Below are 15,944 nucleotides of genomic sequence, written 5' to 3'. Positions count from 1 at the left end.
TGTCCTTTTCGGACAGAACACCGCGGAGTCCGTGGGCCGCGGGTCAGCGGTCTTCGGCCCGGGTTCCGTTCACGGCCGCTTTCGGCGGCACGATCGGGGCCGTGGTGACCGGTTCCGGCCGGGTCGCGGCGGCGCTCTCGCGGGCCAGGAAGGAGCCCAGCTCGCCGATGGTGCTCATCAGCGGGGCGGGGAAGACGACGGTGGTGTTCTTGTCCACGCCGATCTCCACCAGGCTCTGCAGGTTGCGCAGCTGCAGCGCGAGCGGGTGCGCCATCATCGTGTCCGACGCGTCGCCGAGTGCGGCGGCGGCCAGGGATTCGCCTTCGGCGCTGATGATCTTGGCGCGCTTTTCGCGTTCCGCTTCGGCCTGCCGGGCCATCGCCCGCTTCATCGTGTCCGGCAGCTGGATGTCCTTCAGTTCCACCAAAGTCACTTCCACACCCCAGTCGAGCGTGGTGACGTCCAGGATCCGGCGGATGTCGACGTTGATGCTGTCGGTCTCGGACAGCGTCTCGTCCAGCGTGTGCTGCCCGACGACCTTCCGCAACGTGGTCTGGGCGATCTGGTCGATCGCGGCGTAGACGTTCTCGATCGCGACGACCGACTTCACCGCGTCCCGCACCCGGAAGTACGCCACCGCGGACACGTCGACCCTCACGTTGTCCCGGGTGATGATGCCCTGGGACTGGATCGGCATCGTGATGATCCGCAACGGCACCCGGCGCAGGACGTCGACGACCGGGATGATCAGCCGCAACCCCGGCTCGCGCACGCCGATCACCCGGCCGAGCCGGAACAGGACACCCTGTTCGTACTGCTTGACGATCCGCACCGCGGTAGCGAGGAGAAGCAGCAGCGCGGCGGCGATGAGGACGATCACGAGAACGTTCATGGTGCTCCAGACTTCGCGGCTAGCGCGGGAGGAGGCTCAGCCGGAGAGCTTCACCTGGTTGTCGACCGCGGTCACGCCGGGGGCGAACCACGCGGTCTGCTCGGCCGAACGGCGTTCGGCCGGGGTGAGGACCTGGCCGGTCAGGGTGACCTGGCCGTCGTCGATGCCGACCTCGACGTGCTGCGCGAACCCCGGCGCGTGCCGGGCGAGCGCCGCGACGATCTGCGCCTTGGTCTCGGCTGCCGAGACACCCGGCGAAGGCCGCAGCGTGATCAGGTTGCGCACCCCGCTGATGCCGGGGAGCACGGCGACCGCCCGGCGGGCGGCTTCGCGCTGGTAGTGCCAGTCCACCGAGCCGCGCAGGGTGACCACCCGGTCGCGCACGTCGACCTGCACCGAGTCCTTCGGCACGACGATCGTGTGGCGGTCGAAAACGGCCATGGCCTCCCGGGCGAGATCCGCGTCCACCGGAACGTCGTGACCGTGCCGGACGAGGATCTTGTCCGCGGTCGTGGTCACGCCCTGGACCCGCGCCGCGGCGCGCAGCGCCTCTTCCTTCTCGGGGTAGGAGCCCACGTGTCCGGACAGCGTCGCGACCCCGTCCGAGACGGTCACGCCGATCCCTTCGGCGTTGACGCTGGGGGTCCAGGCGAGTTCATCGGTGACAGCGGTCTTGAGGTGATGATCGGGCCTGTGCTGGATCTCTGTCATCCCTCCACCGTGGTCCGCCGCCCCCAGGCGGCCTAGTGCCGCCGGACCCTTCTTCCGGGGTCGTTCGGCGCGGGCGGGCGTAGCCTGGGGGAGTGGAGGACAGCACGCAGCACGACCTGCCCGTCATCACGGTCTTCCTGGTCGACGACCACGAACTCGTGCGGCGCGGGGTCGCCGAACTCGTCGACGACGAACCCGACCTGACCGTCGTCGGACAGGCTTCGTCCGCCGCGGAGGCCATGGCCAGGGTCCCCGCGCTCCGCCCGGACGTGGCGGTGCTCGACGTGCGGCTGCCCGACGGGAACGGCGTGGAGCTGTGCCGTGACCTGCGCGTGGCACTGCCCGGCCTGCGGTGCCTGATGCTGACCTCTTTCACCGACGAGGATTCGATGGTCGAAGCGGTCCTGGCCGGCGCCGAGGGGTACGTCATCAAGGATGTGAAGGGTTTGCAGCTGGTCGACGCCATCCGCCGGGTGGGGTCCGGCGAAACCCTGCTGGACGCCCGGGCGGTCGCCGCACTCATGGCCGAGCTGCGGGCGAAGGCCGGGAAACCGGGTCCGCTGGCGGGGCTGAGCGAGCAGGAGCTCGTCCTGCTGGACCTGCTCGGGGAAAGCCTGACGAACCGGCAGATCGCCGAGCGGATGTTCCTCGCGGAGAAGACCGTCAAGAACTACGTGTCCCGCTTGCTGGCGAAGCTCGGGTTGGAGCGGCGGTCCCAGGCGGCGGTGCTGGTCACCGGGATCCACGACGCGGAGCGCCGTCCCGGCGGTTAGTGGCGAACGGGTGCTCGTCGCTGATCACGACGTCCTCGAGCGGTGTCCGCGCCGACGACGGCACCGCGGTGCCGTGGCCGAGGCGCAGCATGATCTGGGGCCAGAGCCCGCCGCCGAGCAGCTGTCGCAGTTCACGCCGGCTCGCCGGCTCGGCCATCGCCTGTGAGGAGAGTGCCGCCGAAATCCCGGCGGCGGCAGCCGTCAGCAGCACCCGCTGCATGGCCTGGCCGGCCTGGAGCCGGCCCAGGGCGGTGTCGTGCAGCGAGCCGATGACCACGACCAGCCGGTCGGGTTCGACGTCGAGGTCACTCCCGCCACCGGGACCCGGGGGTGTCGGCGGGACTTCGGCGTGGCGCATGATGTCGCGCAGCTGTGGCACCTGGTCGGCGGTGATGGTGGCCAGCCACGCGCGTTCCACTTCGGCCGCGCGCCGGAGCTGCCGCTGCACCGCGTCGGGGACGACGGCAGCGGTGAAGGGACGCCGGTTGCTCTGCCGGCCGGCGATGGCCGCCACGAGTTCCTCGTCGTGCGGGGCGATCGTCTCGTACCCGTGCGGCTGCACGACGGCGAGCAGGTCGGGTCGCCCCGCCGTGGGGAACAGCCGGACGTCGGCGTGGCTGCCCTGCGCTTTGATCGCCAGCCGGAGGTTGAGCAGGGCCGCGCCGCAGTCCAGCATCCGTTCCCGTTGCTCGCTGTCGGTGCCGGTGGTGAGCGGATCCGCGTACAGCTCGACGGAATCCGGGGTGCACTGGAACCGCCACGGCCGGGCGGATCGCAGCGGCGGAGGAGCCGTGGCCGCGAGGAGGGCGGCGTGCACCTGGCTTGCGCTGAGGTGCCCGACGGGCATGACACCGGTCTTCATGGACGGCTCCGAACTCCTGGACTACTGGATGCGCTTTCACCGTCCGCCCGGGCCGCGGGCTCCGCCCAGTGCCGAACGGCCTCCGCCTCCGGGCGAAGGTCGTCGGTTGCGACCCGGATCGGGACCGCTGTGTCACAGTGGTGGCATGCCCGAGGAACCGACGTCGGGCCGGGACCGGATGGACGCGCTGCCGACGGCCGTCCTCGCCTTTTCCGCCGGTCTGGAGCTCGAGACGACGCTGCACCGGATCGTCACGGCCGCGGCCGGCCTGGTCGGCGCCCGGTACGGCGCGCTGGCCCTGCTCGACGAGGACGGCCGCACGACCGCGTTCGCCGCGACCGGCGTCGACGACGCCACGGCGGAGCGGCTGGGCCCGCCACCGGACGGCCACGGGCTGCTCGGCGAGCTGGTGACCGGCCGGGCCCCGGTACGCCTGGCCCGCCTCGGAACCGGTGGGTTCCCGCCGGCCCACCCGTCGATGCGCGCGTTCCTCGGCGTCCCGCTGCCGGTGCGGGGCGAGGTCCTCGGGCGGTTGTACCTCAGCCGCGAGCAGCCGTTCACCGCCGACGACGAACGGGCGACCGTGGCGCTGGCGGCGGCGGCCGGGATCGCGGTCGACAACGCGCGGCTCTACGAGGAGAGCCGGAGCAGGCAACGGTGGCTGGAAGCCATCGGGGAGATCTCCGCCGAGCTCCTGGGCGGCACGGACGTCCGTGCGGTGCTGCACCTGATCGCGACCCGGGCCGCCGAGCTCACCGGCGCCGACGACGCGCTCATCGCGCTGCCCGAGTCGCCCGGTGGGGCATTGGTCGTCACGGTGTGCGCCGGCCCCGACGCCGACGTGCTGACCGGTCGCCGGATCCCGCTCGACGGGTCGACCTCGGGTGCGGTACTGCGCGACCACGTGCCGCGCAGCGTGCCGAGCCTGGCGTTCGACCTGGCCGGCGGCCTCGGCGTGGACCTCGGGCCGGCGCTGGTGGTGCGGTTGCGGTCCGGCTCGCGGTCCGGCGCGGCGGTGCTCCTGGCGATCCGCGGCCGCGGCGCGGCGCGGTTCGACGAGCACGAGCTGCAGCTGGTGTCCGCCTTCGCCGACCAGGCCGCGCTGGCGCTGCGGGACGCCGAAAGCCACGCCGCCCGCCGGGAGCTGGACGTCGTGGTGGACCGCGACCGGATCGCCCGCGACCTCCACGACCACGTCATCCAGCGGTTGTTCGCGGTGGGCCTGGGGATCGAGGGCACCCGTCGCCGGTCCGATTCGCCCGCGGTCACCAGCCGGCTCACCCAGCACATCGACCAGCTCCAGGACGTCATCGAGGAGATCCGCAGCGCGATCTTCGCCCTGCACGCGCAGCCGGGAGCCGGGCGGGGCCTGCGGGCCCGCCTGCAGAACGCGATCGCCGACACGACCGCCGACTCCGCGATCCGCACGACGGTGCGGCTGTCGGGTGCGTTCGACCGGGTGCCCGCCGGTCTGGCCGAGCACGCGGAGGCCGTCGTCCGCGAAGCGGTCACCAACGTCCTGCGGCACGCGAGGGCGGCCGAACTGGCGGTCACCGTGTCCCTGGACGACGCCCTGGTCGTCGAGGTATCGGACACGGGGATCGGGATGCCGGAAGCGGTGGCCCGCAGCGGACTCCGCAACCTCGAGCAGCGCGCCGCGGAGGCGGGTGGATCGTTGCGGCTCGACCGCCCGGCCGGAGGTGGCACCCGTCTGGTGTGGACGGTCCCCGTTCCCTGACGCCGGGCGACCCTGCGGACGTCACCGACCGGGTGGTCCGCCCACGGGGTGGTCACACGAGCTGCAGCTCGGTCGTGATCTTCAGGGTGGGGTTATGGATCAACTCGGTCCTCGGACACAAAAATACGAGATATCTCCCGCGCCGCAGAGTAACAGGCCCGCCACGGCGGGTCTTTCTGGCGTTCAGCCCCAGCCCGTCTCGGATAGGCTGATCTTGGCTGTGCCCACCCCGCGCGACCGCTGTCGGGGAGGTGCGTCATGACCGGCATCCAGCCGCTCACGCTCCCGCCCCGCACGCTGCCGATGCCCGCGCTGCCGGACCTGGCCGCCGACGGACAGCGACGGTTCTCCACCGCGCTGCTGGACGCCTCCGGCCGGATCCAGGACCGCGGCATCGTCACCGCCCTGGACTGGAAACCGGGGGACCGGCTGCTGATCACCCTGATCCGCTCGTCCGCGGTGATCTGCCGCCGCGGCGACGGGTCTTCCGGATGACGACCAAACCGTATGTCGTGCTGCCCGCCCCGGTCCGCCACGGCTGCGGCGTGCGGGCCGGCAGCCGAGTCCTGCTCGTAGCCGACCTCGCCCAGGACGTTCTTGTAGTGCACCCCGAGCACGTGGTGCACGCGATGCTGCGCGACTTCCACACCACCTTGCCGCTGGGGAAGCGGACCAATGACCGACACCACCACGGACCCCGCCGACCTCCTCAAGGAATCGGCCGACGACAGCGACCGCAAGCCGGTCCCGACGATCAACGAATGGATCCCCGTCGTCGCCGCGCTCGTCTCGCCCAGCACCGCCGCCTCCTACGGCTCCTGCTGGAAGAAAGCCGAAGCCGCCTGGAACGGCCGCCGGATGGACACCATCACCGCCAGCGAGATCAAGATCCAGGCCGAGATCGTCCGCCGCACCGCCCTGGTCCGGCGCAACTCCCGCGGCGGCCGCAACGCGGCCGAGAACTTCATCGCCGCCGTCCGCTGCCTCTCCAAGCACCTGGTCAACGATCAGCGCATCGATGACCGCCACAACCCGGCCCTCCGCGTCGCCAAACCGCGCCGCAACCCCTCCACCGCCGCGGCCTGGCCAACGACCGACTCGTCGAGCTCTCCGACGTCGTGGCCAGCACCGGCAACGACCCGGAACTCGACGCGCTCATCTGCCGTCTGCATGTCGAGACCGCCTGCCGCAGCGGCGGCGCATTGGCCCTACGTCCCCGCGACGTCGATGCGCAGCAGTGCCTGCTCTTGCTGCGGGAGAACGGCGAAACCGAACGCTCACAACCCGTCTCGCCCACACTGATCCGCCACCTCCTCGCGCACGCCGAGGAACGGGGCGACGGCGACCGCAATGGACAGCTGCTGCGCTACGCCGACGGCAAGCCGATCACCGAACGCCGCTACGACTACATCTTCAACCGCGTCCAGGACGAACTCGACTGGGCCAAAGCCATGGACGTCACCGCCCACTGGCTCCGCCACACCACCCTGACCTGGGTCGAGCGTCGCTTCGGCATCGGCGTCGCACTCGCCTACGCCGGGCACGCCGACAGCGGCAGCGACCTGACCACCACCTACGTCAAAGCCGACATCACCGACGTGGCCAACGCCCTGTCCGCCCTGACTGGCGAACCACATCCGCTCGCACCCGCCTGACAGCCTGCGGGGTGTTCGCGTCTCTGTCGTGTCACGCGTCCGCCGCCACGCGCCCGAGGCCACCGAGGTGCGGGTCCTCGTCCGCCACGAGCCGCCCGGTGCGCTGCGCGTCGAGGGCGTCAACGACGGTGCCGGGCGACCCGCCCGCCGGGGTGGCCATGGGCTGCTCGGGATGGCGGAGCGGGCGGCGGCGGTGGGCGGAACGGTCGAGGCGGGACCGGCAGCGGGCCGGCGCCGGCGCGTCACCGCGCCGCTGCCGCTCGAACCGGGCTGAGGCGAGGGGAGACCGGCGTGCCGACGCGAGTGCTGATCGCCGACGACCAGGCGATGGTCCGCGCGGGCTTCCGGCTCGTCCTCGAGGGCGAGCCGGACATCGAAGTCGTCGGCGAGGCCGCCGACTGCGAACAGGCCGTGCGGCTGGTCCGGGAGCTGCGCCCGGACGTGACCCTGATGGACATTCGGATGCCCGGCGTGGACGGGCTAAGGAGCTACTGGCCGGCCCGGGCGTCCCGGAGCCGCTGCACGCCGTGATGGTCACGACGTTCGGGCTGGACGAGAACGTGCACGCGGCGCTGCGGGCCGGCGCCTGCGGGTTCCTGCTCAAGCACGCGGGGCCGACCCTGCTCGTCGAAGCCGTGCACGCGGTCGCGAACGGCGAGGCGATGGTCCCCCCGCGATCACCGCGCGGCTGCTGGAGCACTTCGCGCGCCGCGGTCCCGGACGGGCCGGCACCCCGGAAAACCCGCTCACGCCCCGGGAATCCGATGTCGTGCAAGCCGTGGCGCGCGGTCAGGCCAACGAGGAGATCTGCCGCTCACTCGTGGTGTCGATGCCCACGGTCAAGACCCACATCGGCGCGGTCAGCGCCATCTGGGCCCGGGAAAGCGGGCTGGTCCGCTGAGCGCGGGGCGCGCACGACGAGCGTGCGCGCCCCAATGTCGCCGATCCGCTGCCGCCGCTTGCTCACCAGCATCACCACGATCCCGGCCAGCCCCCAGGCGAACCCGTCGACCAGCATCAGCAGCTCGCGCGCGGCGAAGGCGCCCAGCGACGGGTGCCCGCCGTCGACGGTGACGACCCGCAGGCGCAGCGAAGTCGAGCGCCTCGTCCAGCAGGAACTGCGCGAGGCAGCGCCCGACGACGCCCAGCCCCGGCCGGGAACCGGTCGTGGAGCCCATGATCTCGGTCCCGGCGGCCCGTCGCGCGCTGAGCGCCCGGCATCTCGTGCGCGGTCCCGCCGGCTTCGGGGCGGCTCCACTCGTCTACATTCTCCCGTTCCGCACAATTCGAATGTTCTAAAGAGACATCAGCAGGCTATCTCTTACCCGCGCTGCGTTGCAGCGCCGTCGGCGACGTGCGCGGTGACCTGGACCGGGCCGCCGGATCTTCGGTACCGAGGCTGAGGCCGAGGAGCCGGCCGGACGCACCGCCGACGTCGTCGACCTCCAGCACCTCGCTGGCGGTCAGGCATTGCGCCGCCTGCTCGACGATGATCAGCATGCCGCGATCCCGGGCGGCCAACGTGGCCGTCACGGCGCTCGCTCCGGTTGCACGGAAGGATTGTCGGGGAACATCGTCGCGACCAGATCCAGTGAATCAGGCCACCTTCAGGCGGCGAGGGTCTCTTTATGCTGGGTGCGATGCTCTGCGCGTCAGGGGGTCGGCAGGTCGACCTCGGTGTGACGCGTTGCCAAGGTCGAGGCCACTTCGGCCAGCTTGACGTTGAGGTCTTGGGAGGTGCGCCGGAGCACGTCGAAGGCTTCGTCGGCTGAGACGCCGCGTCGGGCCATGATGATGCCCTTGGCCTGGCCGATCACGTCTCGGCTTTCGATCGCCTTGCGAAGGTTGGCGGCCTGCAGCTCGGCTCTCGTCACAGCGTCGGTGGTGGCCAGGGCGAGCGATGCGTGCGTGGCCAGCAGGAGCAGGACGTCCCGGTCGGCCTCATTCAGCCCGCCTGCGGACCGCGAGAAGACGTTGAGCGCTCCGATGGACCGGCCGGCCGGGGGACCGGGGATCAGCGCGGTGGCCAGGACCGACCGGACACCGAGGCTCAGCGCCGCAGGCGCCCACTGCGGCCAGCGTCGCTCGTCGGCCAGATCGGGGGAAACAGCCATTGCGGGACCGCTCGGGAGGGCTGCTTCGACGCATGGTCCCTCGCGGAAGCGGTACTGCAGCACATCGAGATCTGTGGCGGTGTCTTCGGTCTCGGCCGGGGTGTGGAAGCCGCCGTCGTCGTCGAGAAGGGTGAAACTGGCCAGGTCGGCGGCCGGGACCATCACGGTGGTGGCATCGAGTATGCGCTGAAGCACGTCTTCGACCGAGGGCGCGGCGAGCAGCGTGGCGGTCAGCTGCGCGAACTGTTCGGCCAGCGGTCCCGGACCGGGCTCGGTCTGGTCGGCGCCTGATGTGAACGCTTTTCGGTCGAGTTGCCAATCCTGCTCACGGGTCATGCCGTTCTCCCTGATGTCCGCGGAGGACGGCTGCTTGCTCAACCATCGCAACGACCAACTTAGCCTCCGGCGTCTCTGCTTCAAGAGTGGGTTTTGATCCGCGCAGGCGGGGTAGGCTGTCTCAGGTCTGGTGGTCTCGTACGAGTTCGAGCAGACCTAGACCCCGTTGGCTCTAAAACCAGGGCCAACGGGGTCGCCGAACGTCGGCAGTTCGATGCGGCTTCGGCGGGGTTGGGCAAGCCACGCGCCGACCTGCTCGCCGTTGACCTTCGACGTGACGCCGGTCGACGACGCAGGACAGCGAGACGCCGGGACGTCCTGTGTCCCGCTTCGCCGGGTCAGCCGAGGTCGAGCAGGCCACGCCGAGCAGGCCGTCGTAGCAGCCGTCGTCGTGGTGGCCGCCGGTGGCGTGCAGGCGGTGGGGGGTGACCGGGTTCGTGGCCGGCGACCGGGTGCGGCGGACAGCCCGCGACGCGCGTACCAGCCCTGTGGGTGACGAACCGGCGGTTCGAGCGAGGCCGGGCATCGCCGGTTCGGTCACGTAAACATCTGCATACCGCCGAAGAAAACCACCAGCGGCGCCCCGATTCCGAAGCCCGTCAAGAACGCGCCGCCGAGGCCGGGCCGGGTCCGGACGCCCGCGTAGGCCACGCCGAGTGCGAGGATCATCCAGGCGCCGACGGCGGCGAGGTACGTCATCATGGTGACCTACCCGTCCCCGGTGATCCTTACCGCACAGTTACCGGGTTTCGGGAGCCTGCAGTTCCTCGGCGAGCATCACGATGATGTCGCTGGGACCGCGAATGTAGGTGAGCTTGTAGATACCTTCGTAGGTGGCCACCCCGCGAAGCGGATGGCATCCGTGTTTCGCTGCCGTTTCGAGGGCTTTGTCGATGTTGTCGACCGAGAAGGCGACGCGGTGCATGCCGATCTCGTGGGGAAGCGTGGGATCCGACTCGATCGCTTCGGGGTGGATGTACTCGAAGAGCTCGAGGCGACCGGCGCCGTCGGGCGTCTGGAGCATCGCGATGCGGGCGTGGTTGCCATCGAGGCCGACGGCTGTGTCGGTCCACCCGCCACTGACGGTGTCGCGGCCGACGACCGTGAGGCCGAGGTCTGTGAAGAAGGAGATCGCTGCTTCGAGGTCGCGGACGGTGATGCCGACGTTTTCGAGCTTTCTGATGGCCATTTGCCGCATGCTACCGAGGCCGGACCGCCCCGACGGCGGTCCGGCACCCGCTCGGATCAGTTGGCGGCGCTGGTGTTCACTTCGCCGTTGACGCCCTTGGGGAAGAAGCCGCCGGACTTGGCGGCCTTGTTCGTCAGGTACACGATGTTCAGCACCTGACCCGGCGAGCGGCTGTAGGCGATACCGTTCGCGTCCGTCGGGACGATGTTCGCGTTGCCGTGGCTGTCGATGACGCCCTGGTCTCCGTCGGCGGGGCCGTCGAGGCTGTCGCGGGCGTTGGACAGCTTGACGGTCGCCTTGGCGTCGCCGCGCTGGTAGAGCGCGCTGCGGATGTTGGCCGCGTGGTACGCCTCCACCGCCAGGATGCCCGCCGCGGCTTCGAGGTAGGTCTTGTTGGTGATCAGCGGTGCGGCCCCCTTGTAGGCCGTGACGCCGACATCCTCGAACAGGAACGCCGCGAGCAGGAAGTTCTCCTCGCACGAGAACGCGTCGAAGCTCTGGCCCGGCTTGACCAGCCCGGCGGCCTGCGCGGCGGCGGTGAAGCTGGACTGCAGGTCGATCGCCGGCCGGCTGACCGCGGCCGAGCCGAGCGCGGTGCGCAGGAACTGGACGTGGGCCTTCTCGTCGCTCGCGATCTCCTGCGCGTACTGGCGGGCGGCGCGGGTCTGGAACCGGACGGCGCGGCCGCCGGTGACGCCGCCGCGGGTGCCCGTGCCGGTCGTCATCGAGTCGGCCAGACCCTTGCCGGTGGTGGCGTGCAGGTAGAACTCGGCTTCGAGGTACTCGAGGTTGAGGGCGAAGTTGAGGACGGCGCCGTCACTGACCTCAGCGGCCGCGGCGGCCGCCGCTGCGGTGGGCTTGGTGTTCGCGGCGGATGCGGTCCCGGTGGCGAGGCCGCCGAGCGCACTCGCGCCGACGACCCCGAGGCCGGTCATGCCGGCCGCTTTGAGGAAACGGCGGCGGTCCTGGTGGTTCTCCGCGCTCCGGTTGATCATCGAAGCGGCATAGCGCTTGCCAAACACGGACGAACTCCTCCCCACCCGCGCGAACGGCGGGCGTCACCCGGCGTCGAGCGTTCCGGCGCTGGGGGATGGATCCTTCGTGGACAGTTCGCTTTCGAGGCTGGGTGCGCTGCGGATGGGTGGTGGCCTTAAGTGGGTGACCGCGGGCACGACTTGGGCGATTCGTGCTGTTCGCCGACGAAAAATACGATGGTTTACCCGCTACTCAGCGGTATAAACCCGTGTGGCCGGAAATAAAAAACTTGGATTTGCACCCAATCCGGTGAAGGTCGCCGCCCCGAAATGCGACTGACAGTGAAGTCCACACTCGAAGGGGGGTGAGATGGATGGATACTTCCCTGACGGATGACGCACCGACGGGGCAGCCGCTCTTGCTGCGGATGCTCGTGGTCGCCGGCGCGTTGTTCGGGTTCGCCCTGCTGGCCTTGGCCGTGTCGGGGGCCGCGGACGCTTCCGAGGGTTCGCCCCCGGATCGGCCCGGGTTGCTCGACCACGTCGGGAGCACGGCTCACAGTGTGCTCAAGCCGGTCGAACCGGTGCTGACGTCGGTTACGAAGCCGGTGCACGCGGTGACGGCGCAGGTGGCTCAGGTCGCGAAGCCGGTGACGAACGGGCTCGAGCCCGTGCTCGCGCCGGTTACGCGTCCGGTGCTGCGCGCGGCGGAGCCGCTCCTGTCGGCCCTGCGCCCGGTCACCGAGCTGGTGGTGCACGCGGTGTCCCCGGTGACCTCGCCGGTGCTGCACGCCACGGCACCGCTGACCGCGCCGGTGGCTCGGTCGATCGGGGCCGAGGACGTGGTCCCGGTGGTGACCGGGCGCCAGGACGGCGACTGGCCGGCGAAGCCCACGCCGCGTGAAGACGTGTCTTCGCCGAGCGTGGCCGCGCCTGCCGGGGGCAGTACTCCGGTCACGGTCACCTCGGCCGATCCGTGGCGTTCGCGGGTCGTGCACGCTGCTGTCCGGTCGGCTGCCGAACAGCCCGGTTCGCGGATCGGTGGTGCCGATCCGGTGCCCCTATCGGGCGGTGGCGGGCTGCCCGACGACGTCTCCGGTGCGAGCGGGACGATGTCGGCGAGCGCGGGTGGCCAGCACGGTGGCGAGTACGCCGTGACCGCGGCCGGGAGCAGTGTTCCCGGTACCGATCGCACGTGGCGGGCACCGCCCGCCGGCGCGTGGTCGTTGCACTGGCTGGAGTACTACGGCAACGACCACCCGAGCTGACGGACCCTTCCACCTCAAAATCCACAATGGACAGAGAGCTAGGAAAGGGAAGTCATGCACAAGTACGTGCGACGCGGCCTGACCGCCGCGGTCATCTCCGGCGGGTTCGTCCTGCTGGGATCAGCGGTGGCCAGTGCGGACACCGGGAACTCGGGCCCGCTCGGCGGGCTCGGCACCACGCTGCACTCGGTGGTCTCCGGAGCTTCGGCCGGCGGCACCGGCGGGGACTCCGGTTCCGGCGGCAACGCGAGCAGCAGCAACAACGCTGTCAGCGGGAACTCCGGCAACTCGGGCAACTCCGGCGCCACCGGGCACAACAGCGCTTACGGCGTCTGTGTCCTGGCCAAGTGCAGCACCTCGGTGTCCTCGGGCAACTCCGGGAACACGGGCGCGACCGGCTCGACCGGGAACGCCTCGAACACCAGCAGCACCGCCGGCGGCCACTCCGGGAACGCCGGCAACGGCGGCTCCGGGACCACGGCGGCGTCGGGCAGGAACACCGCGGACTCGCGGGGCGCCCGCGGCGTTCTCGGCTCGGTGACCGGCACCGCCAGGAGCGGCAACGGTGGCGACTCCGGTGACGCCGGGAACGCCACCAGCTCCAACTCGGCGGTGTCGGGGAACTCGGGCAACTCCGGGAACTCCGGGTCGACCGGCGGCAACAGCGCCTACGGCCTCTGCCTGCTGGCGCAGTGCTCCACCACGGTGACCTCGGGTGACTCCGGGAACACCGGCGCCACCGGCGCGACCGGCGACGCGAGCAACACCAGCACCACCACCGGTGGAAATTCCGGCTGGGCGGGCAACGGCGGCGACGCCGGCGTGGTCAGCACCGGCCAGAACTCCGCGATGAACAACGGTGGGCACGGCTGGGGCTGGAACCGGCACGAGCAGGGCGGCCGCACCGGCGTCCTGGGTGTCGTGACCGGCACCGCCAAGGGTGGCAACGGTGGCGACTCCGGCGACGCCGGGAACGCCACCAGCCACAACAACGCGGTGACCGGGAACTCCGGCAACTCGGGCAACTCCGGTTCCACCGGCGGCAACACCGCCATCGTGTGGACGCTCGGCGGTCAGGACAAGGGCCGCGGCCACGGTGGGCACCAGTACTGCGGTGGGAACCACGGCGGCACCTGGAACCACCACGGCAGCTGGAAGCACGAGGGCACGACGTCGCACACCGCGGTGACGTCGGGCAACTCGGGTGACACGGGTGCCACCGGTTCGACCGGCGCCGCGTGGAACACCAGCAGCACCACCGGCGGGAACTCCGGCTGGGCGGGCAACGGCGGCGACGCCACCGTCGTCAGCACCGGCCAGAACTCCGCGATGAACAACGGTGGGCACAGCTGGAAGCGGCACGAGCAGGGCGGCCGCACCGGCGTCCTGGGTGTCGTGACCGGCACCGCCAAGGGTGGCAACGGTGGCGACTCCGGCGACGCCGGGAGCGCCACCAGCCACAACAACGCCGTGAGCGGCACGTCCGGCAACTCGGGCTCCTCGGGCTCGACCGGCGGCAACACCGCCGTCGTCTCGACCCGCGGGCACGAGCAGCAGGGCCGTCACCACGGCGGCTGGAAGCACGAGAGCACGACGTTGCACACCGCGGTGACGTCGGGCAGCTCGGGTGATACGGGCGCTACCGGTTCGACCGGCGACGCCGGGAACACCAGCAGCACCACCGGTGGGAACTCCGGCTGGGCGGGCAACGGCGGCGACGCCGGCGTCATCGCCACCGGCTGGAACACCGTCGCGCACGCCCCGCACACCGTCTGACGGTTCACGGGGAGCGCATGAGTGGGGCACCGGAGAGATCTGGTGCCCCACTTTTGTCGTGCGGGAGTTCAGTCGCCGAGAGCCGGGCCGCCGTCGCAGCCGTCAGTGTCGTATCCGTGGCCGCTGATCCGTCGGAGGACCGCGCGACCGCTGGGCGGACTGGTGGAGGCGGGCAGCGCGGCAGTCACGAGCAGATGACGGCCGGAACGTGCTCGCGGTGTTCTCCTTCTCCTCAAACGGTCATCGGTCACGATCCGGATGGCGAATGGATCACCAGGAGTTCAGCGGAATGAGGCCCGGCGGACAAGTTCCCGGCACTGGACGAGGCCTGTGGGTGCCAACGCGGAAGGCCCGGTCACCTCGGTGACCGGGCCTTCGCGCTGGTTCAGCTGACCACGAGGCTCGCGACGGACGGTGTCGTCGGCTGCAGCGAACCGGTGGCGGGTTCGACGGTCACCGCGACACCGTCGGTGGTGGCGGGGAGGACGGTCTCGATGGTGCCCCGGGCCCGAGCAGTCCCGCCGATCGTGGCGTGCCCGGCCCGGTGAGCCACAGCTCGTAGGCGTGGTCGGCGTCCAGCTGTGGCAGGGCCTGCGCGGTGACCAGTGCTTTGCCCAGCTGCCGGGAAGCCGTGGCCGAGACCGAGCCTCCGCGGGCCACGGCCGCGCGCACGGTGGTCGCGTCGGGCGCGGATGCCACCGCGCCACTGTCGGCCACCGGCACCGGGCGGCCGGAGACCGACTGGTCCAGCCCGATGCTGATACCGCCGGCAAGTACCGGGGCCGCCGCGGCGACCGACACCGCTGCGATCAGTGCGCGCTTGCGCCATCGGGAGCGTCGTGCCGGGGCGGCAGGCTCAGGGGTGACGCGGGGCGGCTGCTGCCGTGTCTGGGAAATCTCGGCGAGCACCCGCCGTCGCAGTCCCGGGCCGGCAACGACTGTCGTGGCAGCGCCCAGTCTGGCGGCGGTTTCCCGGAATTCGGCGACCTCCTCCGCGCACGCGGCGCATTCGGCCAGGTGCCGGGTGAAAGCGGCATTTTCGAGGTCGTCTACCGCGTCGAGGGCGTACGCGCCGGCGAGGATGTGGACGTCGGCGGTGGTCATCGGTGCACTCCCAGAGCATCGCGCAAGCGGAGCAGTCCGTCCCGCATACGGGTCTTGACGGTGTCGGCGGCGACACCGAGTTTTTCGGAAACTTCCCGGCAGGTGTAACCCTGAAAGTAGGCGGGCAGGATCGACTCCCGCTGGAGCTCGGTCAGGACCGCCAATGCGGCGCGAACCTGCAGCTCGAAGTCGCGTTCGGGAGCAGTAGCCGGAAGTCCCGGAAGTCGGCGTGCGCGCCCCCGTTGGCGATCCGGACGGGTTTGAGCATGTCGGCGGTCGCCGGGCTGAACATGGAGAAGTAGCCCCGCTGTCGTTCGGCGGACGTGGGGCCGCCGAGCAGCTGGGTGACCGCCGCGGCGGCGACGGCGTCCGTCTTCGGCACCGTCCGGGTCACGGCTTCGGCGCGAGACGGGTCGTCTGGTTGCCCGCGGTGGAAGAAGACCTTGACGGTTATGGCGGGAGTCGTGCGCGGGACCGCGTCCGGCGGGCGCTGCTGGATCTGCGGGCTCACGGCCACGGCAGGCGAGAAACACCCCGTCCGCCGTCACCGGT

19 protein-coding genes and 2 pseudogenes are annotated in these 15,944 nt (G+C 71.0%); 8 read left to right on the top strand and 13 right to left on the bottom strand.

The features are described 5' to 3' along the window. Window positions 1-43: 43 nt before the first annotated feature. Both AB0B33_RS14785 and AB0B33_RS14780 read right to left on the bottom strand, forming a co-directional pair. Window positions 44-892: a slipin family protein gene (locus AB0B33_RS14785; RefSeq protein WP_360771252.1), complete on the bottom strand. Its 849-nt coding sequence runs from the start codon at window positions 890-892 to the stop codon at window positions 44-46. 36 nt (window positions 893-928) lie between these two features. After that, a complete protein-coding gene (locus AB0B33_RS14780; protein WP_360771249.1) occupies window positions 929-1,603 on the bottom strand; it encodes a BON domain-containing protein in 675 nt (224 codons plus the stop codon). 92 nt (window positions 1,604-1,695) lie between these two features. On the opposite strand from AB0B33_RS14780, the gene AB0B33_RS14775 reads away from it, so the two are divergent. Beyond that, entirely contained in the window at window positions 1,696-2,376 is a 681-nt protein-coding gene (locus AB0B33_RS14775; RefSeq protein ID WP_360771246.1) for a response regulator transcription factor, read from the top strand. Here AB0B33_RS14775 and AB0B33_RS14770 read toward each other — a convergent pair. Further along, complete coding sequence (locus AB0B33_RS14770; RefSeq protein WP_360771243.1) at window positions 2,336-3,238, bottom strand: hypothetical protein; 903 nt, start codon at window positions 3,236-3,238, stop codon at window positions 2,336-2,338. The two genes, AB0B33_RS14775 and AB0B33_RS14770, sit on opposite strands and share 41 nt — an antisense overlap. 145 nt (window positions 3,239-3,383) lie before the next feature. On the opposite strand from AB0B33_RS14770, the gene AB0B33_RS14765 reads away from it, so the two are divergent. Together AB0B33_RS14765 and AB0B33_RS14760 are read left to right on the top strand one after the other, a co-directional pair. Then, entirely contained in the window at window positions 3,384-4,976 is a 1,593-nt protein-coding gene (locus AB0B33_RS14765; RefSeq protein ID WP_360771240.1) for a GAF domain-containing sensor histidine kinase, read from the top strand. 258 nt (window positions 4,977-5,234) lie between these two features. Then, window positions 5,235-5,471 (top strand): hypothetical protein, encoded by a 237-nt coding sequence (locus AB0B33_RS14760; protein WP_360771237.1) that lies wholly within the window; start codon window positions 5,235-5,237, stop codon window positions 5,469-5,471. 314 nt (window positions 5,472-5,785) lie between these two features. On the opposite strand, the gene AB0B33_RS14755 is transcribed toward AB0B33_RS14760, so the two are convergent. After that, a complete protein-coding gene (locus AB0B33_RS14755; protein WP_360771234.1) occupies window positions 5,786-5,944 on the bottom strand; it encodes a hypothetical protein in 159 nt (52 codons plus the stop codon). Between the two features lie 150 nt (window positions 5,945-6,094). Between AB0B33_RS14755 and AB0B33_RS14750 the strand changes: the two genes are divergently transcribed. From AB0B33_RS14750 to AB0B33_RS14740, 3 genes and pseudogenes are all read left to right on the top strand, one after another. Then, window positions 6,095-6,631 (top strand): site-specific integrase, encoded by a 537-nt coding sequence (locus AB0B33_RS14750; protein WP_360771231.1) that lies wholly within the window; start codon window positions 6,095-6,097, stop codon window positions 6,629-6,631. 28 nt (window positions 6,632-6,659) lie between these two features. Continuing rightward, the gene (locus AB0B33_RS14745; RefSeq protein WP_360771228.1) at window positions 6,660-6,905 is read left to right on the top strand and encodes a hypothetical protein; all 246 of its coding nucleotides are present in this window, start codon (window positions 6,660-6,662) and stop codon (window positions 6,903-6,905) included. 53 nt (window positions 6,906-6,958) lie between these two features. Further along, window positions 6,959-7,532: pseudogene (locus AB0B33_RS14740) on the top strand (response regulator transcription factor). On the opposite strand, the gene AB0B33_RS14735 reads toward AB0B33_RS14740, so the two are convergent. The 6 genes from AB0B33_RS14735 to AB0B33_RS14710 all read right to left on the bottom strand — a co-directional run bounded on the left by AB0B33_RS14735 (window position 7,446) and on the right by AB0B33_RS14710 (window position 11,292). After that, on the bottom strand, window positions 7,446-7,889 hold the full coding sequence (locus tag AB0B33_RS14735) for an RDD family protein (RefSeq protein WP_360771225.1): 444 nt from the start codon (window positions 7,887-7,889) through the stop codon (window positions 7,446-7,448). The pseudogene AB0B33_RS14740 and the gene AB0B33_RS14735 overlap by 87 nt on opposite strands. Window positions 7,890-7,945: 56 nt before the next feature. After that, entirely contained in the window at window positions 7,946-8,131 is a 186-nt protein-coding gene (locus tag AB0B33_RS14730; RefSeq protein WP_360771223.1) for a hypothetical protein, read from the bottom strand. 152 nt (window positions 8,132-8,283) lie between these two features. Continuing rightward, window positions 8,284-9,081, bottom strand: a complete 798-nt coding sequence (locus tag AB0B33_RS14725) for a GAF and ANTAR domain-containing protein (protein ID WP_360771220.1) — start codon at window positions 9,079-9,081, stop codon at window positions 8,284-8,286. 537 nt (window positions 9,082-9,618) lie between these two features. After that, window positions 9,619-9,780, bottom strand: a complete 162-nt coding sequence (locus AB0B33_RS14720) for a hypothetical protein (protein WP_360771217.1) — start codon at window positions 9,778-9,780, stop codon at window positions 9,619-9,621. A gap of 40 nt (window positions 9,781-9,820) precedes the next feature. Next, window positions 9,821-10,270, bottom strand: coding sequence for a VOC family protein (locus AB0B33_RS14715; RefSeq protein WP_360771215.1), 450 nt, complete (start codon window positions 10,268-10,270; stop codon window positions 9,821-9,823). 56 nt (window positions 10,271-10,326) lie between these two features. Continuing rightward, a complete protein-coding gene (locus AB0B33_RS14710) occupies window positions 10,327-11,292 on the bottom strand; it encodes a ferritin-like domain-containing protein (protein WP_360771212.1) in 966 nt (321 codons plus the stop codon). A gap of 326 nt (window positions 11,293-11,618) precedes the next feature. Here AB0B33_RS14710 and AB0B33_RS14705 point away from each other — a divergent pair, with 326 nt between their 5' ends. Both AB0B33_RS14705 and AB0B33_RS14700 read left to right on the top strand, forming a co-directional pair. Further along, a complete protein-coding gene (locus AB0B33_RS14705; RefSeq protein ID WP_360771210.1) occupies window positions 11,619-12,512 on the top strand; it encodes a hypothetical protein in 894 nt (297 codons plus the stop codon). A 54-nt stretch (window positions 12,513-12,566) separates the two neighbouring features. Further along, window positions 12,567-14,288, top strand: a complete 1,722-nt coding sequence (locus AB0B33_RS14700; RefSeq protein ID WP_360771207.1) for a hypothetical protein — start codon at window positions 12,567-12,569, stop codon at window positions 14,286-14,288. 453 nt (window positions 14,289-14,741) lie between these two features. Here the strand turns inward: AB0B33_RS14700 and AB0B33_RS14695 are convergent, their stop codons facing one another. The 3 genes and pseudogenes from AB0B33_RS14695 to AB0B33_RS14685 all read right to left on the bottom strand — a co-directional run bounded on the left by AB0B33_RS14695 (window position 14,742) and on the right by AB0B33_RS14685 (window position 15,903). Further along, window positions 14,742-15,392: an anti-sigma factor gene (locus tag AB0B33_RS14695; protein ID WP_360771204.1), complete on the bottom strand. Its 651-nt coding sequence runs from the start codon at window positions 15,390-15,392 to the stop codon at window positions 14,742-14,744. Then, a pseudogene (locus tag AB0B33_RS14690) lies at window positions 15,389-15,571 on the bottom strand (sigma factor-like helix-turn-helix DNA-binding protein); the annotation flags it as partial. The gene AB0B33_RS14695 and the pseudogene AB0B33_RS14690, both read right to left, overlap by 4 nt. Further along, on the bottom strand, window positions 15,544-15,903 hold the full coding sequence (locus AB0B33_RS14685) for a hypothetical protein (protein ID WP_360772044.1): 360 nt from the start codon (window positions 15,901-15,903) through the stop codon (window positions 15,544-15,546). The pseudogene AB0B33_RS14690 and the gene AB0B33_RS14685, both read right to left, overlap by 28 nt. Window positions 15,904-15,944: the final 41 nt, after the last annotated feature.

This window comes from Amycolatopsis sp. NPDC049159 (genome assembly GCF_040648295.1).
GTDB lineage: Bacteria > Actinomycetota > Actinomycetes > Mycobacteriales > Pseudonocardiaceae > Amycolatopsis > Amycolatopsis pretoriensis_A.
The sequence above is the reverse complement of the archived record's forward strand: the minus strand, read 5'-3'. Positions and strand labels throughout refer to the sequence as shown.